Origin of the sequence: Natronolimnobius baerhuensis, from assembly GCF_002177135.1 — an archaeon.
Taxonomy (GTDB): domain Archaea; phylum Halobacteriota; class Halobacteria; order Halobacteriales; family Natrialbaceae; genus Natronolimnobius; species Natronolimnobius baerhuensis.
This window is the reverse complement of record NZ_MWPH01000006.1, coordinates 64,944-88,025: the sequence shown is the minus strand read 5'-3', so window position 1 is coordinate 88,025 and position 23,082 is coordinate 64,944. Positions and strand designations below refer to the sequence as shown.

At 54.8% G+C, this 23,082-nt stretch carries 18 protein-coding genes and 1 pseudogene; 7 read left to right on the top strand and 12 right to left on the bottom strand.

The genetic code is table 11. The annotated features are described in order from the left end of the window. Positions 1-189: 189 nt before the first annotated feature. Positions 190-981, bottom strand: coding sequence for an IclR family transcriptional regulator (locus B2G88_RS18865; RefSeq protein WP_087715665.1), 792 nt, complete (start codon positions 979-981; stop codon positions 190-192). Positions 982-1,357: 376 nt separating this feature from the next. Here B2G88_RS18865 and B2G88_RS18860 point away from each other — a divergent pair, with 376 nt between their 5' ends. Next, positions 1,358-2,503, top strand: coding sequence for an ABC transporter ATP-binding protein (locus B2G88_RS18860; RefSeq protein WP_054862101.1), 1,146 nt, complete (start codon positions 1,358-1,360; stop codon positions 2,501-2,503). A 143-nt stretch (positions 2,504-2,646) separates the two neighbouring features. On the opposite strand, the gene melA is transcribed toward B2G88_RS18860, so the two are convergent. Continuing rightward, positions 2,647-3,954: an alpha-glucosidase/alpha-galactosidase gene (gene melA / locus B2G88_RS18855; protein WP_087715664.1), complete on the bottom strand. Its 1,308-nt coding sequence runs from the start codon at positions 3,952-3,954 to the stop codon at positions 2,647-2,649. Positions 3,955-4,128: 174 nt separating this feature from the next. On the opposite strand from melA, the gene B2G88_RS18850 reads away from it, so the two are divergent. From B2G88_RS18850 to dgoD, 4 genes are all read left to right on the top strand, one after another. Next, the gene (locus B2G88_RS18850; protein ID WP_087715663.1) at positions 4,129-5,418 is read left to right on the top strand and encodes a sugar ABC transporter substrate-binding protein; all 1,290 of its coding nucleotides are present in this window, start codon (positions 4,129-4,131) and stop codon (positions 5,416-5,418) included. 28 nt (positions 5,419-5,446) lie between these two features. Further along, a complete protein-coding gene (locus tag B2G88_RS18845; RefSeq protein ID WP_054862104.1) occupies positions 5,447-6,358 on the top strand; it encodes a carbohydrate ABC transporter permease in 912 nt (303 codons plus the stop codon). Beyond that, complete coding sequence (locus B2G88_RS18840; protein ID WP_217895837.1) at positions 6,358-7,278, top strand: carbohydrate ABC transporter permease; 921 nt, start codon at positions 6,358-6,360, stop codon at positions 7,276-7,278. Before B2G88_RS18845 ends, B2G88_RS18840 begins: the two co-directional genes overlap by 1 nt. 203 nt (positions 7,279-7,481) lie before the next feature. Further along, positions 7,482-8,576 carry a galactonate dehydratase gene (gene dgoD, locus B2G88_RS18835; protein ID WP_245835469.1) on the top strand — a complete coding sequence of 365 codons (1,095 nt, stop codon included), beginning with the start codon at positions 7,482-7,484 and terminating at the stop codon, positions 8,574-8,576. A gap of 543 nt (positions 8,577-9,119) precedes the next feature. Here the strand turns inward: dgoD and B2G88_RS18830 are convergent. From B2G88_RS18830 to B2G88_RS18790, 9 genes and pseudogenes are all read right to left on the bottom strand, one after another. Then, on the bottom strand, positions 9,120-11,006 hold the full coding sequence (locus B2G88_RS18830) for a transposase (protein WP_140408925.1): 1,887 nt from the start codon (positions 11,004-11,006) through the stop codon (positions 9,120-9,122). Positions 11,007-11,089: 83 nt separating this feature from the next. After that, positions 11,090-11,512: a hypothetical protein gene (locus tag B2G88_RS19325; RefSeq protein ID WP_140408924.1), complete on the bottom strand. Its 423-nt coding sequence runs from the start codon at positions 11,510-11,512 to the stop codon at positions 11,090-11,092. Between the two features lie 252 nt (positions 11,513-11,764). Further along, positions 11,765-12,230, bottom strand: a pseudogene (locus tag B2G88_RS18820) (integrase); the annotation flags it as partial. Next, entirely contained in the window at positions 12,231-13,226 is a 996-nt protein-coding gene (locus B2G88_RS18815; RefSeq protein WP_054862158.1) for a tyrosine-type recombinase/integrase, read from the bottom strand. Between the two features lie 467 nt (positions 13,227-13,693). Next, a complete protein-coding gene (locus tag B2G88_RS18810; RefSeq protein ID WP_087715662.1) occupies positions 13,694-14,686 on the bottom strand; it encodes an ABC transporter ATP-binding protein in 993 nt (330 codons plus the stop codon). Further along, the gene (locus B2G88_RS18805; protein WP_087715661.1) at positions 14,683-15,714 is read right to left on the bottom strand and encodes an ABC transporter ATP-binding protein; all 1,032 of its coding nucleotides are present in this window, start codon (positions 15,712-15,714) and stop codon (positions 14,683-14,685) included. Before B2G88_RS18805 ends, B2G88_RS18810 begins: the two co-directional genes overlap by 4 nt. A gap of 102 nt (positions 15,715-15,816) precedes the next feature. Further along, complete coding sequence (locus B2G88_RS18800) at positions 15,817-16,776, bottom strand: ABC transporter permease (protein WP_087715660.1); 960 nt, start codon at positions 16,774-16,776, stop codon at positions 15,817-15,819. Continuing rightward, on the bottom strand, positions 16,773-17,726 hold the full coding sequence (locus B2G88_RS18795; RefSeq protein ID WP_217895835.1) for an ABC transporter permease: 954 nt from the start codon (positions 17,724-17,726) through the stop codon (positions 16,773-16,775). Before B2G88_RS18795 ends, B2G88_RS18800 begins: the two co-directional genes overlap by 4 nt. Positions 17,727-17,764: 38 nt before the next feature. After that, the gene (locus B2G88_RS18790) at positions 17,765-19,429 is read right to left on the bottom strand and encodes an ABC transporter substrate-binding protein (protein ID WP_087715659.1); all 1,665 of its coding nucleotides are present in this window, start codon (positions 19,427-19,429) and stop codon (positions 17,765-17,767) included. Between the two features lie 152 nt (positions 19,430-19,581). On the opposite strand from B2G88_RS18790, the gene B2G88_RS18785 reads away from it, so the two are divergent. Further along, positions 19,582-20,304: a DUF1028 domain-containing protein gene (locus tag B2G88_RS18785; protein ID WP_087715677.1), complete on the top strand. Its 723-nt coding sequence runs from the start codon at positions 19,582-19,584 to the stop codon at positions 20,302-20,304. 42 nt (positions 20,305-20,346) lie between these two features. Here the strand turns inward: B2G88_RS18785 and B2G88_RS18780 are convergent, their stop codons facing one another. After that, positions 20,347-21,621 (bottom strand): amidohydrolase, encoded by a 1,275-nt coding sequence (locus B2G88_RS18780; RefSeq protein ID WP_087715658.1) that lies wholly within the window; start codon positions 21,619-21,621, stop codon positions 20,347-20,349. Between the two features lie 118 nt (positions 21,622-21,739). Between B2G88_RS18780 and B2G88_RS18775 the strand changes: the two genes are divergently transcribed. Next, positions 21,740-22,993: a Zn-dependent hydrolase gene (locus B2G88_RS18775; RefSeq protein WP_054862112.1), complete on the top strand. Its 1,254-nt coding sequence runs from the start codon at positions 21,740-21,742 to the stop codon at positions 22,991-22,993. Positions 22,994-23,082 lie beyond the last annotated feature (89 nt).

Sequence of the window (23,082 nt, the reverse complement as noted above, 5' to 3'; positions counted from 1 at the left end):
CAGGGGTTGCTGGTTGACAAAGCATATACAGACGAGCCAGCAGTGATTTCTGTTCATGTATCAAAAACAATTCGGGGAAATCCTCGAGTACTACTCTCGGTGGTCGGAAATAAGGCAAAATATACTGCGTCGTTTGATTGTTGTTCATGAGGTATGAATTGCAGGATTATTACAGTCGTACGAGCGTAATTATTCGTCAAGACGTGAAAGGCGATTACGGATGGAGTTAATCGTACTGCCGACGAGGCTTTCAAAATCGGTACTAGCGTCCTTTCGTTTCATCCGAGTCGCTGGACCCGAGACAGATACTGCAGCGATTGCGCGCTCCTCATTGTCCATCACTGGGTGAGCAATACAGTGACGGTCCGAACGGTGTTCGCCCCTATCATACGCAGTTCGACGGTCGCGGACGAGTTGCAGTTCATCCTCGAGTTCGGCTCGGTCCGTAATGGTGTGCTCTGTGAGCGCTGGCATTCCACGACGGCCAAGAATCATGTCGCGTTCATCTTGTGGCAGATACGAAAGGATAGCTTTCCCACCCGCTGTTGCGTGCATTGGAAGGCGGTCTCCGACTCGCACATCGTTTGTGTCCTGTCTGGCGCCACGTTCTTGTGCAATATATATGCCATACCCATGTTCTGGGATCATGAGACTCGCCGTTTCGCCCGTTGCTGAGGCAAGATCTTCCAATGGATGTAACGCAGCGTCGTAGATGGGGAGCTGGGCTCGTGCACTCGTTCCCAGTCCAAGGAAGCTGACGCTCAATCGATACTCGTGGCCATCCTTGACGACGTAATCTAACTGTCGAAGGGTGTTAAGGTGTTTGTGGACCGTTCCCTTCGACAGTTCAAGTTCGCTCGCCAGTTGGGTAATACCGGCAGTGTGACGATCTTTAAGCGCCTCAATCACTCGAACGCTCGTTACTGACGTTGTCGCAGTCGGTTGATCGTCCGACCCAGGAGGGACGTTTGGCGTGGTCATAGAGATACCTCCACCCCCCATCAACAAATAATTGTTCATACTTGATGAACACAGAACCACTGCCGATGAGACTCATACCGAGCCAGCAAACCTGTGAGTAAAAGCACCTCTTGGGATACCCTATCACAGCACGAACCATACATATTCTGAGTGTAGCATACTGTTCACACATTATGAATCATCAGCAGAGAACAGATTCGGTGAGAAGAGACAAGCGTCGCTGTAGTCAAACAGAAACCAAATCAGCACGGTGCGATCATAAGCAACAAGTGTTGGCCCGAGTCCCTCTACCGACTATGCTGGATTTAGGCGAGAACCGCCAGCAGCTACGACTGTGACCAAAGTCTTAATATCCGAGGCTACGATTGCCGTTCACATGGGTCAGATTGCGATTCGAAACCTGAGAAAGGTCTTCAACAACGGCGAGAACGAAATCGTCGCGGTCGACGACCTCGATTTCACGATCAAAGACGGTGAATTCCTCGTCCTCGTCGGTCCGTCCGGGTGCGGCAAATCAACAACGCTCCGTTGTATCGCTGGTCTGGAATCCGTGAGTTCAGGTGAAATCGTCGTGGATGGAGATGACGTCACGCATAGTAACCCCTCGGCTCGAGACATGGCGATGGTCTTCCAGAGTTACGCGCTCTATCCACATATGACAGCTCGAGAGAACATGGCGTTCGGGCTGAAGATGACGACAGATATGGCGAAGGCGGACATCAATGACCGGGTCGAAGATGTTGCGGAAGTGACCGGCATTGAGGATCTCCTCGAGAAGAAACCTGGCGAACTCTCGGGCGGCCAGCAACAGCGTGTGGCGCTCGGGCGAGCGATCGTTCGGGACCCGTCCGTCTTCTTGATGGACGAGCCGCTCTCGAACCTCGATGCAAAGCTGCGGTCACAGATGCGAATGGAGTTGCAGAACCTCCAGCAGGAACTCGACGTGACGACGATCTACGTCACACACGACCAGACAGAAGCGATGACCATGGGTGATCGAATCGCAGTCCTCAACGATGGAGAGTTACAACAGGTTGGCACGCCGCTCGAGTGCTATCACGAACCTGCCAACCGGTTCGTCGCCGGCTTTATCGGCTCGCCAAGCATGAACTTCCTCGATGTCACGCTGGCCGATACAACCTTCGAGCACGACTCATTTACCTACACTCTCACCGAGACGACAACCAGCGAACTCGAGGCGAACGACGGTGCATACACCCTCGGAATCCGACCCGAAGATATCACACTGACAGCGCCAGACGATCCGAACGCAATCGAGGCGACCGTCAACGTGGTCGAGCCGCTTGGTGACGTTTCCCATATCAACATCGACATCGGATCGAAAACATACACGGCCAGTATCGACGGCACACCACGATTGCAGCCCGGCGAAACGGTGCATGTGACGTTCCCCGAGGACGATATTCACGTCTTCGACGCTGAAAGCGGAGAAGCGCTCAAAAACGCCTCGCTGGACGAAGAGACGGTCATTCCGGGATCAAGCACGAACGCGACAGCGTAAGTCACCAGTAGCAATTGATGGGCGACTGGCGAGTGAATACTGTCGATGTAGAGACTGATCGGAGTCGCACTGTTCGATCAGAGCTGGCAGCCGTTCGGCGCAGCCTCTCGAGTGATCGAGCACCGCAAAAAGAAACTGGCCGATTAGGTTAACGTCGGGAGGTACGCTTCGTTCGCGTCGATGAGTTCCTCGGTCATGTCGTGAATCTCGTCGAGCGAAAGCGCTGCTGCGGTCAGCGGATCGAGTTTGAGCGCCTGGTGAACGGCGTCACGGTCGCCCTCGAGGCCACCTTTGACGGCGAGCTGTTGGACGTTGACGTTGGTTCGGATGAGTGAGATGAGCTGTGGTGGCAGATCACCGACCGAGCACGGTCGGACACCAGTGCCGTCTATCAGACATGGGACTTCGACGCAGGCCTCGCTGGGGAGATTCGTAATGTAGTCGTCGTGGTTCGGGACGTTGAGGTTGAGTCGACGCGACGTATCCGTCTCGATTGAATGAATCAAGCGGGCAGCATACTCCTCAGAGCGTTCGATCTCAGCGTCTTCAGGATCAAAATCGTCGAGAGCACTGTCGCGTTCTTCGGAGCGTTCCTTCCAGCCGTTGAGATACGTCGCGGTTGGCATCCGCTCGGCGTAGTCCGTCCCAGTCATCTCGTCGATCACAGCCTCATCCGTTCGGAAGTACGGAACGTACTCCGAGAAGTGGTGGCTCGATTCCGTGACGAACGCATCGAAGTGGTTCATGATTTCGAAACGGACCGTATCCCGTTCATAGATCTCAGGATCCGTCATCGCTTCCTCGAGCATCGGATAGACGTCTGTCCCGTCGTGTTCGAGTTCGAGGAACCACGCCATGTGGTTGATGCCGGCGACCCAGTAGTCGAGTTCGTCCTCCGGAAGGTCAACGTAGTCCGCAATCGCTTCGGCAGTGTGTGGAACGCTGTGACAGAGGCCAATCGTTTCGATGTCCGTCGCCTCAGCCATCGTCCAACAGAGAATCGCCATCGGATTGGTGTAGTTCAACAGTAAGGCGTCGGGACACAGTTCCTCCATGTCTCGAGCGATCTCGAGCATCGTTGGGATCGTCCGCAAGCCGCGGAAGACACCGCCGGGCCCCAGCGTGTCACCAATTGACTGTTTGACGCCGTACTCTTGTGGAATTCGAATCTCGTTTTCGAACGGCTCGGTCCCGCCGACGTTGATCATGTTCAAGACGTAATCGGCTCCCTCGAGTGCCTCGCGGCGGTCGGTCGTCGACTCGATGGTAGCGTCGACGTCGCCGTTTTCGACCATCGCTTCCGCAACCGCGGTGGTCTGTGCGAGTCGATGCTCGTCGATATCCATCAGTCTGATTGTGCTGTCAGAGAGGGCATCAAACGAGAGGATATCACCGACGAGGTTCTTTGCAAAGACCATACTCCCGGCACCAATGAAGGTTATCGTTGGCATCTACATACACCTGTCTCAGTCACCCGCATAAAATTGTCGCAGCAGGGCCTCGCTCGTGCGTTAAGAACATTTAGCGCCGAGACTGTTAGCTGGCCAGAATTGTTTTCATCTCTTTTTGTTCAGATTCTGAGACTGACCTTTATGATAGTTGGTCCAAGAAGAGTGAGGTATACGATGGAGCTTAGCAAGCGGACTTTCCTGAAAGCCAGTGGTGCAACGAGCGTTGCAGCCCTTGCCGGCTGCCTCAGTGACGACGATGATGGCCGCACGTTTTGGGCCGGCTGGTGGGATGAAGACCACTTGGAGGAGTTCCGGCCGGAGTTCGAATCCGAACTGGAAGAAGAAACTGGTCAAGAGTGGGAGCTAACTGAGTACCAGTATGACGATCTACAGAGCAACGTGCTCACTGGTGGCAATACCGGAACGCCAGACCTGCTTGAGGGCACTCTCGAGCATCCGGGCGATTACGTTACGGCGGATATGCTGGAGCCGTTGACCGATCACGTGCAGGACTTTGATCACTTTGATGGCTATCTCGACGCCGCGATAGATGCCTTCGAGTTCCAGGGTGAAATCTGGGGACTACCGCTTCCAGGCGGTAACGGTCGCGCACTCGTCTATCGATCGGACATCCTCGCAGAGTATGGGTACGAAGACGGGCCACCGGAAGATCTCGACGAACTCGTCGAACTGGCACGCGAGATCAATGCGAACGAGGACATGAACGGCCTCCACCTGACGACCGAACGTGGCGAAGTCCGCGTGACACAGGAGTTCCTCTCACACGTTTACCAGCGCACCGGTAACATCTACGAACACGACGGGGACGAGTGGGTTTTGCAAGCGACTGCCGATGACTTTGAGGTCGTTCTCGAGACGCTGTACCACAACCTGTTCCTCGGTGACGAACCGATGGCAGACGACGACTACCGTGGCGCTGGCTGGGAATCTAACGATGAAGGATACTCAATGGGTGACCACGCGATGGTCCACTGTGGTCCGTGGATTCAACAACATGCAGACTCCTCTGACGAACAGGCAGATATCATCGAGGAAAACACCGGCATCGCGGAACTCCCTGTCGTCGATGGCGGCGAGCAAGCAACGTACATGGAGGTCTCGCCGATTATGATCAACACGCACACCGAAGACCTCGATGCCTCACTCGAGGCGCTCGAGTTGTTCACGAGCCCAGAGATGATGCAGCGGTTCGAGGACGCCGACCCCGCGACAAACGCACCAACGCATGACTCCCTCGACGTCGAACACGACCTCGAGGAATTCCAGACGTTCGAAGATGCGTTCGAAAACGGTGTCGCCCCCGCACAGATTCAGTGGGGCGAGGTTCGAACCCCAATGTACGATGCAATCGAGGAAGTCATCTACGACGAGACTGATCCCGCAACCGCTGCCGAGGAACTCGAAGCGGCCCTCGCTGACGCCGATGTCCAACTCGAGGCCTGAACAGACGAGTAGAGCTCCATACTAATCTATGTCTACGCAATCAGACCGGTCCGGAACATACGTCCGGGAGTTACTCTCCCTCTCAAAGGAGAGTTGGCTTGGCTACGCGTTTCTCGCGCCGGTAGTCGTCATTATGGGAGTGATCATCGGCTACCCGATTCTCGAGGGTATCCTAATGAGCTTTCAGGAGCGATCGATGCTCCAGCCGGACAACTGGACCTGGGTCCGCTTCGAGAACTACAGTCAGTTAGTAAACGACGAGGTGTTTCGGACGGCGCTGTGGAACTCCGCGGTGTTGACCGGCGTTGCCGTTGCCTTCCAGTACCTACTGGGACTCGGGCTTGCCCTTCTGTTGATGCAGAAGGTTCCGGGCATCCAGATCTTCCGGAGCCTCACGATGGTGACGTGGGTGCTTCCGGTGATCGTCATCGTGATTATCTTCAACTGGCTGGTCCAGCCAGGCTACGGCGCAGTAAACATCATCTTCGAACGGCTTGGACTTCCGACGACCTACTGGTTCGCTGATACGCGGTGGGCAATGCCACTGGTCATCCTCATGCACGTCTGGAAGAACGTTCCGTTCTTCGCAATTGCATTGTACGCTGCAATGCAATCGATCCCACGAGATCTCTATGAAGCGGCCCAGATGGATGGTGCGAGTTCGCTCCAACAGTTTCGATATATTACGCTGCCGAACATCTCGTACGTCTCGATGATCATGATCGTGTTGCACGTGTTGTTCACGTTCAACAACTTCGACTTCGTCTGGCTGTCGACCGGCGGCGGGCCGTTGCAGACGACTGAAGTGCTGCCAACGTACATCTATCGCGAGGCGTTCGAAACTTACGCACTCGGGTACGCAGCCAGTGTTGGCGTCGTGATGATGGTGATCATGGTCACGTTCACGACCATCTACATCAAACTGGAGGACTTCAACTAATGGCGACGCAAACCGACTCCACGCAATCGAACGATGCAGACGGGACGATAGACGGCCTCATTAGGCGGTTTGATCGACATCTCGGCAACGATATGTCGATCCGCAAAGCTGCGACCGTCTACGGGTTGTTGTTCGGCTATTACACCTTCTTGCTCGTGCCTATCGTCTGGCTCATGCTCTCGTCGTTCCTGACGACATCCGGGCTCTACAGCGGCGAGTTGATTCCGTCAATCGACGAGTACACGATTGCCAACTACGAGCGCGTGCTGGGCGATGGACTCTTCCAGCAGTACTTCCTCAATTCGGTCATCGTCGCTGTCGCGACGACCCTCCTCACACTGGTCGTTGCGATCCCAGCAGCGTACTCGGTGAGTCGATTCGAGTATCCCGGACGAGACTACGTGATTCTCGGCCTCATTTCGAGTCAGATGCTTCCGCTGGTACTCGTGTTGTTGCCGCTGTTTACCATCATGTTCCGGCTGAACCTCGTTGATAGCCTGCTGGGACTGGTGATCGGCCACACTGTTGGTGCTCTCCCGTTCGCTGTCTGGCTCCTGAAAGGGTTCTTCGACGGCATTCCGGAGGCACTCGACGACGCCGCGATGATGGATGGCTGCAATCGAATCCAGATCATGTACAAGATCATCGTTCCGCTGTCGATTCCGGGAATTGCCGTAAGCGCGTTCTACGCGTTTATCGCCTCGTGGAACGACTATCTCTTCGTGTCCATCCTCTCACAATCCTCGGGCACGCGAACGCTGCCGATGGGCCTCCAGCTATTCCAGACGGCCAACCAAGTCGACTGGGGAGCAGTCACTGCAGCAGCAGTGGTGACGATGGTTCCAGTCTTGTTGCTATTCGCGTTCGTCCAGAGTTGGCTCGTTGAGGGGCTGTCGAACACCGGAACGAAAGGGTCGTAAGACAGTCTGGAAAGATAAAGGGGCACAATCCGGCCCCGATGCGTTTTGAACTCGAATAGTGGGGCCGACGATTCATCGACACAGTCGAGTGACGCCAGCTACCGACGCACGGACCAGATAGAGACACGATATCGTAGATACTCATGACCACAATCACTGACTACGAACTGTTTGAGGTACCGCCACGGTAGGTATTCCTCAAAATCACGACGAGCGACGGCACGGTTGGTTGGGGAGAGCCAGTCGTCGAAGGACGAGCCAAAACCGTCCGTACTGCCGTCGAGGAACTGATGGACAACTACCTCCTCGATGAAGACCCGTCACGGATCGAACACCACTGGCAACGCCTCTACCGCGGTGGCTTCTATCGCGGCGGGCCGATTCTTATGAGCGCCATCTCGGGAATCGACCAGGCGCTGTGGGACATCAAAGCAAAGCGGTTCGATGCGCCACTCTACGAACTACTCGGTGGCGCCGCCCGCGACCGAATCCGTGTCTACCAGTGGATCGGTGGCGACCGCCCCAGCGACGTCGGCCAGGCCGCAGTCGAAAAGGTTGACAGCGGCTTTACCGCCCTGAAAATGAACGGCACCCCGGAGATGCGACGTGTCGATTCCCCTGCAGCCGTCCAAGCGGCTCGAGACCGACTGGCCGAAGTCCGCAACGCCGTTGGTGACGATGTCGACATTGGCGTTGACTTCCATGGCCGCGTCAGCAAACCGATGGCTAAGCGACTCGTCGAGGCTCTCGAGCCCTACGAGCCGACGTTCATCGAAGAGCCAGTCCTGCCGGAACACAATGACTCGCTCCCGGAAATCGCTCAACACACGACGATCCCGATCGCGACCGGAGAGCGAATGTACTCCCGGTGGGATTTCAAATCGCTGTTCGAGCAGGGCGTCGCCGACGTGATCCAACCGGATCTCTCCCACGCTGGCGGCATTACCGAAGTCAAGAAAATTGCGAGCATGGCAGAGGCCTACGACGTTGCCGTTACGCCACACTGTCCGCTCGGCCCAATCGCACTGGCTTCGTGTATTCAGGTCGATGCCTGTACGCCGAACACGCTGATACAGGAACAGAGCCTCAATATCCACTACAATCAGACGAGCGACGTGCTCGATTATCTGGCTGATCCAACCGTTTTCGAGTACGACGACGGCTACGTCAGCCTGCCCACAGAACCCGGGTTAGGTATCGACATTGATGAGGATGTCGTCCGCGAACGAGCAACACAAGACGTTGACTGGCACAATCCGGTCTGGAGGCACGACGACGGCAGCGTCGCCGAGTGGTAAGACCGGATTCAGACCGCTTGGTAACACGATTGCACGGATTAGCAAGAAAGCGCCGACTCAAGCCAGTTCCATCCACATCGCCTCGGAGCCTCTCTCACACGTTCAGTACTCGATCCACAACAGTATGGATGCACAGAGTTTGGGAACGTCGTTGAAGGACGTTCCGCAAACAAGATATTCGGATCACCAAACGATCTGGATTTCCAGTCTCAATGACACTCGTCAAGGCCGTCACCAACGATCCATCGCCATTCGAAGCGACTCTAAAGCAATATCACGCTGACGAACACGACTCGAGACCATCCGAAGGTCGTCGACTATACTCAAAGTAGTTGCAAATTGTGAGAAACCCATTACATAGAAGGCAGGCATATAGCCAAATAATCGGTTGGGTGGCTGTTTTACTCACGTCAATATATCTGTACGAAATAGATGGTAGAGCAGAATGGAGTGGCCACTACAGGAACAGGCGAGAATCCGTCAAAACAGGGGATGCAGAACAGCGCCGCCGCTCAGGAGTCAGCGGACACGGAACGATTCTGATTAGTCGGGCGGGTCAAGACCGTAGTATTTCTTCGCTACGGTGAGAAACTGATTGGCGTCTACACACGGCTCGTATGTCGAATTTTCACCCTCAATAGCGAGTTTTACAAGCAAATCCACAAGCCGCCAGACGTTGTACAGCACGCACGCAAACACGAAATTGAAGAACCGATACGTGTGGCGTTTACTCGTCGTGCGGACACGAAACGTCTTGATTTGCTTGTAGCCATTCTCGATGCCCCAGCGGTGGCGATAGCGGCGAACCATCCGCTCAACCATGTGGGTGCGCTCAACCTCGCTATCGTTATCATCCAGCGTCACGCTGGGGTGGTTCGTTTCAAACAGCGCGTACTTCTGTGCATCCTCTTTACTCCCCACGGTCGGTTCATCTGCCTCATCTTCTCGAATTTCTTTTGTGAGAGAACGGAAACCCTGCTGAGAACCATCTTCATTTAGTTTAATACCGAGGTCACTGAGGTCATTGCGCATCTGCTCACGGATGTCTGTCCTCTCCTCTGTTTCATGACCCCCATCTTCGTTCTCCATATCGAAGTCGTTGTTCGCGCTTGATGGGAGGTACATCCGCTTGCGATTCGGACCATCTGAAACTGTTTCCTCTTCAATGTGAACCGTCTTCTCAGAGCGACAGAGCCGTGTACACGTCGCTCTTTCTGACTGGTGCTTTCGTGCGCCGTTCAGGTAGTAGACACCGTGCTTGTCGCACGCGACTTTCACGCCCGCACTATCGAACTCTCTGTCCATCATCACAAGTTCGATGTCGTCTACGAGGTCAAGCGCATTTTCCAGCAAACTATCCACGATGTCGGCTCGCTCCATCCCGCGTTTGACTGGAACCGCGTCCAGAACGAGTGGAATGTCGTACCCAATAATCTGGATAGTTGCCCACTGGTAGTACACTTCACCGTCTTTGTAGCCGAGAATCCAATCCTCAGAGATATTGTTGTCCTCGTCCCGCTTGACTTTGCCTGTCCACGGATTTCCCTTTGTGATGTCGATTGCAGCCCAGAGTTTGCCGACGAGTTCGGAGTTGTGACGGGCGCGGGAGATTAGCATCCGAGTGGTTTCATGGAGCATCGAGCGCGTTTCCTCGACAGTGAGTTTGCCTATCTGATAGCGGTGGTTCGACGCGCTCGGCGTGCGGTCGCGCTGGGAGTCAATGTAGAAAGAGTGCTGACCACTCTGGGCGTACATATTCTCGCGCATACCCATGTACGCATGTTGTTCCCAGAACGCGTTCTCATGAATCACGCTGTTTTCGGCCCGTTTCAGGTAGAACGTATCCGTGACGAACGGTTTGGCCTGTTGCCAGACTTCCTTGGTCTTCTCCGCGACAAGCCGCTGTTTACTCCGCTTTGTGGTGATATTGTGTTCCTCAGGCCGAAAAATGGGGTCAGGAGCAGGAATGCCTTGTTCGCGGGCAAAGGAGAGGGCTTCCTCAGTGGCTACTCGAACGAATTCACGCTGTACGTCGGTGAATTCCTTGTTCCACATTTCCCAGAGCCGTGACTGGCTCGGCGCTCCACTCATATCTTGGTCGTGTTCAACGGGGAATCCAAAGTCGCGGCAGACGGTAGGGAAGACTTTGAGAAAATGGCGAAGATGGGTTTCTTGGCAGTCCCATGCGAGCCGAAGCATGTGTGATTTCACCCACGCATGAAATGACGTGGTGTTCCGATGCCAGCCAGCACGGGTATCATTGAGAGTTCCGTTGCGGAAGAAGGAATTTCGTAGAACTTCGACAAAATCAGGATTCTCGGCGTAGTGGGTCTGGAAGTGGATGCTTCCGTTGTAAGTCTCGTCGTTGACGGTAAATGTGAAGTACCTATCGTGGTCGAACGGGGATTGAGTAGGTTGAGTTACCGACACTACTCGATAAGACGAGAAACACCTTCTAAAAAGTATGTATTTTGATTGAATGGACACGCAGGGTGACTGCTACATATAGGGATTCACGTATCAATGGATGCGCTGCTAATCCTCTTGCTTAACTCTTGCTTAACTAGGGTTCGCACCTCATCATCAGGGAGCAATTCAACTTGAGCAAACGAGCGGCGGTCCCCGCTTGGTGTTGGAATCTCATGCGTGTCGTCCCAGATAAGTTCCTCATCCACATAGACCCTAATAGTCAGTTCCCCTTCAGAGTCAAAGCGTCTCACCTCCCAATTTTCACTCGGTCCAATCGTTTGTGGCCCGTATTCGGTTTCCTCTCCCCCAAACTCCATTTCAACGAAAACTTCGTGGTCTGTCTCTCTCCCATTTGCAATTTGGACGAGATGGTCAGGTGTGTCTGAATCGCTCAATAGCCCTGTACAACCAGCGACTAAAGCAATGCTTCCAGTCCCCGTTCCTGTGAGGAATGTACGTCGGTTCATAACAGTATGTAAGGATTAGCTAGGTAAATGCTTTCCCCAAGTCAAATCGCATTCTCCTCGTTCAACATATCTATATCAACACCACTTCATATCGATATGAACACCCGTGTTAGGTTCGCAGGTTTACTGAGCAATTCAACCGATTATCCGTGACATGCCTGCCTTCTGGGATTACAGAGAGTATATAGCGATAAGAAGTGTATAGGTCAGAGACCGCAAGAAGAGAGGTGATATCCGGACGACACAAACAGGTTATTCGTCGTCAAACACTGTTGTGTTGTCCGCAGCCAGTTCACTCACTTCAATATGAGAGTACATCTCCAAGGTCGTCTGCGGATCCGCATTCGCAGCGTTCGCTGTGCTGCAGCAGCCCCACGCTCTCGATACAGCGTCTCGCCAACCCCACGGCGGGCACCATGCAGCGTGAGATACGCATCCGCCTCGAGGTCAAGAATCGAAGCCTCTCTGAAAGCCGTTTCAACAGCGTTCGCACACTGGACGTGCTCATTGACGGCGGTTCGATCCCCTTCTCGAGCATGAACTGCCACGGCCAGTATCCGGTTTCGCATATCCAGCGGCGTCAGTCCGTTCATACAGCGACGACGGGCATCACGAAGGGAAGACCAGCCACCCTCCGTAATGGATCAATGAACGTCCGGAGAGGGTCGAGCAGGACAACCGCCTGTTCGGACAGCGATATCTGTTCGAGTTGTTGATTTCACTCTCGCACCTCGTCGATTGACTTGGCAATGTCCTCCGCTTTGATATCCGAATACGCCTCGTGAGTCGTTTCTATCGACGAGTGCCGCAGCGCCGATTGGGCTAGCTCCGAGTGGCCTTGTTTGTACAACTCAGCACCCAGTGCTCGCCGTGCGCCATGTGGTTGGAGATAGTCAGCGTCGCCGGTGAGTTCAATCCCAGCCTCGGCAGTCAACTGTTTGAGGATCTGTCGACCGGCCTCTTTGGTGATCGACGACGGGGCAATCCGTTGCTCACGACAGACGGCGTCGATATCGGTTCCGGTCGGAGGTCGTTCGCCCGTCGCCGTTTCAACAGCGTCGTACTTGCTCGCAGCGTGGTCGGTCGGGAACAGCGGCCACTCGTCAGTCGGTGGGTCTTGAACCCGCTGTAGGCGCTCGAGGGCATCTTGTGCATCTCTGGTCAGTCCGACGGTCTCGTACTCGCGGGACTTTCCGAAGACTTCGAGTCGGCCGTTCGCGAGATCGACGTCTCCCCACTGAAGCCCGTCACGGGCATCGTCGTTCGGGTCGCGAAAGAGTTCGGCCCCACGCAACCCGAGTTCGGCGAGCAACACGACAATTGTCCGGTCGCGGTAGGCCCGCTCGAGTGGTGTATCAATCGTCTCGTCACGTGCCATACGGACGCGTTCGTCGGCGTACTCGAGTAACCGCTTCCGTTGGTCGGGTTCCCAGAACTGGGTGTCCCGTGTCGGCGTATCTTCGGGAAGGAACTCTTCGGCGGCTTCAGTGTCGGCAGGATTCGTGTCGAGTTTCCCATCCCGAACGCAAAACGAGAGGAACGCGCGAATATACCGGAAGTACGTATTCGCTGTCGAACCCGCAATGTCGCCATCAATGGATGCACTTCGCAACTCGAGACCGTAGTCACGAAGGTCGTCGGTGGTCAGCTCATCGACGCGTTCGATGCCCTGGTTCTCGCAGTACGTGGCGAAGGCAGTGAGCGGCGATTGCATCGTCGCGCGGCTGCCGCCAGCCTCGAGTTTCTTATTCAAGTAGCGGTCAACCGCTTGGTGGACACTCGAGTGGTGGGTGTTGGAGGCGTCAGAACCGGCCGTAACCTCAGAATTTCGTTCAGGCACGATTGTCACTGTGGGGTACAGCGTCGGCCCTATTGAAACTACTTGGTTAAACTGCTCTTTAACCAAGTAAAGACCATATCGGCTCTCGCGGGTGTTTGTGATGTTCACAGGCCTTCTACTCTCAAAGTCAAAGACTATAAACCATATTTAGCCATATAGAATAGGTATGCTGAAGGCGCCACAATTTCGGGAGCTCGGTTTCTACAAGTCACATGCAATTAGACCCCTTACTACTGGCATAGGCCAATATGGACAATGACCGCCGAGCCAGCTGAAGTCACTTACACAATCTTTGCCATTCAGAACCACCTCAAGAAAAATTCCGTGCCGATATGAATGGGTTACTTTCTATCGTACAAGTGGCATTTTGCCAGCCGTGACGTTTGTGTGTCTGAGTCAACCCGGGTACACAGTGATGGCTTATTTGAACGACACTCATCCATCACTTCGGGGCACCTAGTATGGAATCGACATCCACTGGGAGGGTTGATCGGCGACGGAAGGTCTTCGTTGATTACGTTCTCTCTGTCGACCGACTTCGATGCGTCCGGGAGCGCAACAGAATTCAGAAGCGCTTGAGAATACGGATGCATCGGGTTTTCGAACAGTTTATCGACTGGGGCGTTCTCAACGATTTCACCAAGATACATTACAGCGACCTCGTCACAGACGTGTCTAACAACGTTGAGATCGTGGCTGATAAACACGAGCGTAAGATCATACTCTGTTTTGATTTGTTCAATAAGCTGTAAAATCTGGGCCTGAACACTGACATCGAGCGCGGAGACAGGTTCGTCGAGAACGATGAAGTCAGGATTGACCGACAGTGCCCTGGCAATGCCGATTCGTTGCTGTTGGCCCCCAGAGAATTCGTGTGGATATCGGTTGACGTGATTACCCGCTAACCCAACATCCTCGAGTAACGTCCGTGCGATTTCCTCTGCCTCGTCGCCGGCCGCGATGTTGTGGAACTCGATAGGGTTCGTGAGGATCTCTCCGACAGTCTGTCTCGGGTTGAGACTGCTGCGTGGATTTTGAAACACCATTTGCATGTTCCGGCGACGCGATCGCAACTGTCGCTGGCTCAGATCGGTGATTTCCTCACCGTCAAAGTAGATGCTCCCTTCGGTGGGCGACAACAATCTGAGTAGACATCGACCGAGCGTACTCTTCCCGCACCCACTCTCTCCAACCAATCCAAGCGTTTGCCCTCTCTCGACGGTCAAATCGACGCCATCAACGGCGTGTACGGCCTCTCTCGAGAGGTAGCGAGAGAAGAAATCAGAATTCACTGGAAAGTGCTTCTTTAGCCCTTCCGTCTGTACGAGTGTCATTCTTCCACCCCCGGTTCCGGTCTTTTACTATTGGTGTCATCCAAGAGATAACACGCGGCGTGCGTCTCTTGACGCTCGTACATCGGTGGATGGTCGTCGTAGCATCGTTCGTGCGCCTCCGGGCAACGATCAGCGAATCGGCAGCCCTGAGGCATGTTGTGTGGACTCGGAATCGATCCGTCGATCGCAAATAGCTCTTTTTCGGGCATATCGTATCGCGGTACTGACTCGAGGAGAGCGCGCGTGTACGGGTGTTGTGGATTTTCGAGAAGATCCTCGGTTGGCCCCTCCTCCATAATTTTCCCAGCGTACATCACGACGACACGATCACAGAGTTCGGAGACGATTGAGAGATCATGTGTGATCCACAAAACAGAGATACCAAGATCGTCAACGAGTTCTCGAAACATCAAAAGAATTCGGCTCTCAACAGTGACGTCCAGGGCAGTTGTCGGTTCATCAGCGAGTATCAGTTCCGGCTCACAGAGGACAGCCATTGCGATCATCGCGCGCTGTAACATCCCACCCGAGAACTGGTGTGGGTACTCGTCATATCGCGTTTCGGGACTTGGAATGCCGACGCGGTCGAGCGCTTCGACAACGCGTTCACGGTACGCTGAGGAGTGATCCCGTCCGAGGATTCGCATAAGTGGATGAACGGATCCCGATTCGTGGGTTCGGAGGACATCGTGAAGTTGACGACCGATCGTCTGTGTCGGATTAAACGCATCCTGTGGATCCTGAAATATCATTGAGATCCGATTTCCTCGAATCGAGCGGAGTTCGGATTTGTCGGCGGCCAGGATATCTGTCTCGTTGAAGGTAATTTCGCCATCGGCGATTTCACCTGGTGAGTTGATTAGCCGCATAATTGAGCGTGCGGTAACGCTTTTTCCGCTGCCGCTTTCGCCGACGAGACCAACAATATCACCGGCTTCGATGTTCAGGTCAACGCCATCGACGGCGTGGACGGTTCCTTCTGATGTGTCGAACCGCGTGTGTAGGTCAGTAACTTCGAGTAGACTCATCGTTTGTTCCCTCCAAGACGGCCTTTGGCCGGGTGCTTCTCATTGCTATGTGTGCTGCTAAGGATCGTGATAGCCACGTCGCAGTCGCGGGTGCTCGTCCGGTCATATCATCCCACCTCCTCCGCTTCCTTCTTCGGGATCTAATGCATCGCGTAAGCTGTCACCAAGGATGTTGAACGAGAAAACGGTGATCGCTATAGAGACCCCGGGGAACAGCGAAAACCACCAGGCGATGGTCATGTAGTCGCGGGCCTGTGAGAGCATCATTCCCCACGAAGGCGTAATTGGTGACACGCCGACACCGAGGAATGACAGCGACGCTTCCGCGATGATAGCCAGTGCGAGGCTGAACGTAAACTGTACCGTAATCGACGTCAGGCAATTTGGAAGCAGCTCACGAATCATTATCCGACGGTCTGGATATCCGATAACACGAGCCGCATCGACGTATTCTTCGGACTTTTCCGAGAGGAACTCGCTTCGGGCAACTCGTGCGAAGATCGGTGTATAAACGATCGTGATCGCAATGATAACGTTGGTGATTCCGCGTCCAAACACTGCGAGCAGACCGATCGCCAACAAAATCGCTGGAAACGCGAGCAGAACGTCCATCGCACGCATCCCGATCATATCCGTCAAGTTCCCGTAGTAGGCAGTCACAGCCCCGATCAGGATCCCGAACACTGCCGCCGTCGTGACCGCGGTCACACCGACGAAGATGCTCGTACGAGTACCATAGATAACACGAGCCATGACGTCTCTCCCCTGGTGATCGGTCCCCATTGGGTATTCGACGCTAGGGCCAAGCAACCGAGCCTCGCGGTTCGTCGCGTACGGATCGTTCAACAGCGCCGTGATCAATCGCCGTTCGAGAAGGAATTGATCAACCGCTGAGAAAATAGCGACGGCAAAGACGAGTGCGATAACGCTGCCACCAACCATCGCGAGTGGGTCCGCCAAGATCTGGCGTAGAACCCGCTGCTTCGTCGTGACGTGAGCCTGTTGTTCAATTTTGTCCGCCTGTTCAGTTGCGTCAGCTACATCGTTCGTTTCAGTCGTCATTGGCCACCTCCATCGTACTGGATTCGCGGGTCAAGGTACGCATAGAGGATATCCACCAGAATGTTCGCCGCTACGAACGCAACGGCGACGAACAGGATAACACCCTGAACGATCGGGAAATCCTGTGCGTAGATTGCATTGATCGCGAGTTGTCCGACCCCCGGAATGCTAAACACAGTCTCGATGATGATGCTTCCACCGATCAGATACCCGAGTTGCAGGCCGATTACGGTGATTGTCGGCAGCACTGCATTTTTCAGGATATGGACGTACATGATCTCAGACTCCGCGATTCCGTACGCCCGAGAGGTCTGAACGTACCCTTTATTCATTTCGTCGGTGATCCCACCGCGAAGGATGCGCATGACGAGCGCTGCTAACGCTGTTCCGATAGCTATCGCTGGCAACAGTGTCGACAGGAGCCCATCGATTACATCATCCGTAATCAGCGTCATCCCAACGAGGGGGAAAATACTGATCGGAACGGCGACAAACAGGATGAGGATGATGCCCAACCAGAAGTTAGGAATACTAATCCCAAGCAGAGCTGCAAGTCGGCTCCCACTATCGATTCGCCCCTGTTTGTGCGTCGCTGAAAGGATTCCCAGAGGGAACGCCAGTGCCAACGAGATAACCATGCTAACTCCTGCTAACTGAAGCGTATACGGGATTCGATCCATGATCTGCTCTGAAACGGGCTGGCGTGTGGATATTGACTGGCCGAGGTCGCCCTGAACAGCATCGGTGACAAACGTTCCGAACTGCACATAGAGTGGGTCGTTAAGACCGAGTTCTTCCCGAGTTTGGTCAATCTGCTCGGGCGTCGCTGCCTCGCCAAGCATGAGTTGGACCGGATCGCCCGGTGCGAGGTGGACGAGCATGAACGCAACTAACGCTGCACCCAGTAGGACGGGAATCGCCCAAAGTAGTCGCTTAACTACGTACTTCAATATTCCAGACATGGTTCGAGTACATCATACAGATATTATTATTCGAGCGTCATATCGTGATACATCGGCGTCATCGTGATCGGGTGCTGCCGGTAGTTTTGTACCCGTTCATTGACACCGCGAACCTCGTCGTATGTCATGATAGGCTGACAACCGTAGGTTTCCATCGCCCGAATTTGGACTTCTTCGTAAATCTCTGTCGGATCTTCGACCGTTGTCGCCTCTTCCAGCAGAGTGTCGATTTCCGGATCATCGAGGAATATCCGATTCCCACCACCGATGTTATCGGAGTGCCAGAAGAAATTCGCGATGCCCGCTTCCGCCCAACCAATCGTGGCGTAAAAGACGTTGTGCACGCCTTCGGATCCCTGGGAGTACGCCGTCCCGTACTCGAGGGCGTTGAGATCCGCGTTCACACCGACATCAGCGAACATTGAAACCATTTCCTCGGACAGTTGCAAGACCGGTGCAGGCGTGTTGACCGAGAGGAGATCCAAACGCAACTCTTCTCCATCTCGTTCCCTGAACTCGCCGCCAGTGTCCTCCCATCCAGCGTTTTCAAGGAGTTCACGGGACCGATCCGGATCGAACTCGAGCGGTACTTCCTCCCGAACCGTATCGCCGGCCCAATACTCGACATTTTCAGAGAACGGAACCCAATTTTCCTGTCCAAGACCGTAGAAAATATCGTTGATAATTCGATCTTTATCGATAGCGTGAGCGAGTGCTTGACGCACCTCGATCTCGTCGGTTGGCTCGCGATCCATATTAAAGACCACGTACCCTGCGGTTTCCCCGACCTGCCGCTCAATCCGCGTTCCGTCAGCGTTCTCGATTGTGTCGCGCTCGCGATGAGGGAAGTCACGACTGTATAGCACATCCGCGTTCCCCTGGATTAGTTCTTGGACCAGCGGTGTCTCCTCCGCGATCGTTCGGAACGTGATCTTTTCGGGCAGGGGCGCGTCTTCCGATTCGACCTCTGGGAGCGGTGGGACTGCCCAGTCGTCGTTTCGGACCAGAGTAATATGGTCGTCGCGAACCCATTCATCGAACTCGTACGGTCCAGTTCCGATGGGATTCGCGCTAAACCCGTCCTCGTCCGCTTCGACCGGTCCCTTCGGAATAACGTCAAAGAAGCCGTCGTTCGCCCCGGCATAGTAGTTTTCCCAAGGGAAGTATGGGTCATCGAAGACGAATGTGACCTGGTGATCGTCGATGATCTCGACATCCTCAAGGGGGCCAAACGCCCACGACCAGCCGGATATGTCGGCGCCACGAGTATAGGTGAATTCGACGTCTTCTGCAGTGAATTCGGAACCGTCGTGCCAAGTGACTCCGTCACGAAGTTCGACTGTCCACTCTGTTCCGTCATCGTTGTACTCCCAATCAGTCGCGAGTCCAGGCTGCATATTCCCATCAAAATCAATTTTCAGCAAGGAATCATACAACCATGTCATGACCATACTCGAGTACGCGAGCGTCGTACGGTGGGGATCTAGCATGTCGGAATCCCCTGCCCGGAGAACGGTCAGTTCGTTCGGCATCTCCTCGTCGTCCGATCCGAGACAACCTGCAAGCGAAGATCCGAGCATCACGGCACCGCCACCGGCCGCAAGACGGCTCATGAACTCTCTGCGATCAGTTCCTGCTTCGTCGAAGTCCGCCGCCGATTTCAGAATTGTATACTTATCTCCGGGCGTCATTGACTAACACAACACCCACAACTCAGTACCAGTATATATAATTTTTTGTTCGGGCACCAGAATGAGTAATCAGAAACCAAACGTCAACACAATCGTGTAAAAGATTTGCTGATCAGTAGTTATTTATTCAACTTGCAACTCATTACCAGATGATGGCCGACATTGATGCCAACACCTGGCAGACTGGCTTTGCACCCGGAACGTTCTCGATTGCCGCAACCGATCCTGAAACCTCCCAGACGGGAGTCGCAGTGACGACAGGTACAGCTGGCGTCGGTGCAGTGTGTCCGTACGTGAGTGATCGGGCCGCGGTCGTAACCCAGTCGTTCACAAAGACCTCTCACGGCGCTAATGCGCTCGAATTCGTTGATCGCGGTATCCCGCTTGACGCAGCATGTGAAGTGTTGCTCGACGCCGACGAATACGCCAGTTATCGACAACTCCACGGGATCCAGACCGACGGCACGACGTTCGTCCACACCGGAGACGACTGCGTTTCATGGAACGGTGGCTGTTCACAAGAAACACACACAGTCGCAGGAAACATGCTCGCCGGCGAGGCAGTTCTCGATGCGGTTACCGAAGCCTTCGTTGACGCGGACGGAAAATTGGTTGATCGGCTGGTGACTGCTCTCGAAGCGGGCCAGGAAGCCGGTGGCGACAAACGTGGAAAGGTAAGTGCGGCTCTGCTGGTCCACGCGCCGGTCCCCCAGCGATACCACAATCTCCGAGTCGACCTGTCCGACGACCCCGTTACCGATCTTCGTGAACTGCTCGAGCACACAAAGCGAGTCACCGATGAACTACCGGGGCGTCTCGCCGAGCAACTGGGTACATATCCGGAAGAGATGCTCGATTCGGAGATCAAGTACTGACGATTGTCGCGATCGCCAGTGCGGACTCGTCCGATCCGCCATTCAGTCGCCGTCGAGCGAGCGGATCGAAGCAGCGAGAACGGCTACCCCAAGTTCGAGGGCGGTTTCGTCAATATCGAAGTGCGAATTATGATGGCCAGCGACATTGCTTGCTCCGATACCGAGATACGTTGCTACACCACCGCTGTTCTGGACTCGTCTGATGAGATATGAAGCGTCTTCGCTCGCAGCAAACGTCTGGCGCCGGGTGATCCGATCGACGGTAGGAACATCAGCCGCGGCGGTCGCAACCAGGTCGATGAGTTCGTCGTCGGCGGTAAACGTTGTCGTTTCACCGTACCGGTCGGTCTCCACGTCAACCGAGTGCATTGCGCCAGCATGACGAACGGTGCGTTCGGCTCGCTCCAGCATATATTCCTTGAGGTCGATGCTACCTCCACGGACTTCGATTCGCATCGTGGCTGCGTCGGAAACTACACTCTGTGGGTTTGGTGATTCAACATGCCCAATATTGATCCGCGTGACGCCGTCGCTGTGGCGAGGGATGGCATAGAGGTTCTGGATCGCGGCCGAAAGTGCCTGGAGTGCATTCCGCCCGTCTTCTGGTGCTTTTCCTGCATGACTTGACTCGCCGGAAAAAGTCACATCGAGTTTCGCATTTGGTTGGGGATGCTCGTAACCCGCGATGATCGTCCCGGTTTCGTTCCCCAATCCGAGATGTAACGCAAAGAAGTACTCCACATCATCCAGGTGTCCTGACCGAGACATCGGCTTTCCGCCGCGTCCTCCTTCCTCTGCCGGCTGAAAGAACAGTTTAAGCGTTCCATCGAATCCTCCTTCCTCGTCGATTGCGCGCGCAAGTCCAAGGCCGATAGATGTGTGACCGTCGTGGCCACACGCGTGCATCGTGTTCGAATACTCGCTCGCAAACCCGAGTCGAGCGGGTCTGTGGTCGTCGTCGGACGCTTCCCGAATCTCAAGAGCGTCGATATCGATCCGAACCCCAACCGTCGGTCCTGCCGATCCGTACCGTTTTTCGGCGACAAGTCCGGTAATGCCGTCCATTTGGTCGAGGTAGCATGCTGGTGCCCCGTTCCTGCGTGCCCGCTTTCGTGCTGCCGATATTTCGTCAGCGGGTGGAACACCAAGACGAGCCGTCTCGTCAAGCGCTTCGCCTCCAAAAAACAGGTCAAACCCGCGCTCATCGAGTTCTTCGGCAAGGAGTGCGGTTGTCCGAAACTCCTTCCAACCGCTTTCAGGATATCTGTGCAGGTCCCGACGGATCTCTGTGAGAGACAAGCTATCGAGTTGGCCCATAGCGATTGCAGGGTGAACCGTAGGTATAATACTATGGATAACCATATGTTCAGTTACATATGTGGCCAAAGACGGTACAGTCAAGTAGACCGTGGTAATTGTGGACGAGTGTAATATCATGCAGGTTCAGCGGCGACGCCTTCGAGAGGACCTCCTCACCAATGCCACGTTCGGCGCGGTGAACGTCGAAGAGGGCCATGGAAGAACGGTACTGACCGGAACTGACGCCGACCGACGCGCTCGCGAGTACTTCGTTGATCGCCTCGAAGAGCGCAACCTGGAGGTTCGCGTCGACCCTGTCGGGAACATCGCTGGTCGTTGGGTCCCCGATAGTGCGGATCCGATGACGGCACCAGTCGCACTCGGTAGCCACCTTGATTCCGTCCCAAACGGTGGAATCTTCGACGGACCACTCGGCGTGTACGCAGCTCTCGAGAGCGTACGTGCGCTGCAGGACGCCGAAGTGCCGCTGGAACGTCCCATCGACGTCGTCTGCTTTACCGGAGAAGAAGGGCAGCGATTCGATTACGGTGCACTCGGCTCGGCCGTCGCAGTGGGCGACGTCTCAACCGAGTGGGCCCTCACTCGCGAAGACGATGAGGGAGTATCACTCGAAGAGGCGCTCCAACGAATCGGCTTTTCTGGGTCTGACACGATCAACCCGGAAACCTGGGATTCATGGCTCGAACTCCATATTGAGCAGGCTGAGACGCTCATCAACAAAGGCGCCCAAGCTGGGATCATTTCAGCAATCACTGGAATCACGCGCTGCGAAGCATCCATCGAAGGCGAAGCGAACCACGCGGGAACGACGTCTATGAGAGACCGAACAGATGCCCTCACCGCAGCAAGTGAGTTTGTGCTCGACATCGAGCGAGCAGCCTCCGAGCGTTTAGCCGTGGACTCTTCGGCACCCGTTGCGACTGTTGGCCATTCCGTCGTCTCACCGAACGCACCAAACGTTGTTCCCGGAGCCGTCACGCTGACGGTCGATGTTCGGGACACCAACTACAGCACAATGGAGTATCTCGTCGACAGAGCAAAGACGAGTCTTGCCCGACTCGAGTCCGAACGTGGCGTCAAAACCTCGTTTAACCGGTCCGCAGATCGACCGCCGCAAACGATGAACGAGCGATGTCGAATCGCGCTTCAAGACGCCGCTACGAATCACGACATACCAGTGGTTGAACTTGAGTCGAGAGCTGCCCACGATACCATGCGCGTCGCCAAAGTCACCGATGCTAGCATGCTATTTGCCCCCTCCCACGATGGACTCTCTCATACACCACTGGAATGGACGGACTGGGATGATTGTGTAGCTGCGACACAGATCCTCACGGGCGCCATCGAGACGCTAGCCGAAGCAGAGTAGTTTCCGCCTGAACGGGCTGGATATGCTGATACTGTTCTCATTAGTTATCCTGGAATCCCGGTGGTGCTCGAGAGGTGCAACGGATACAT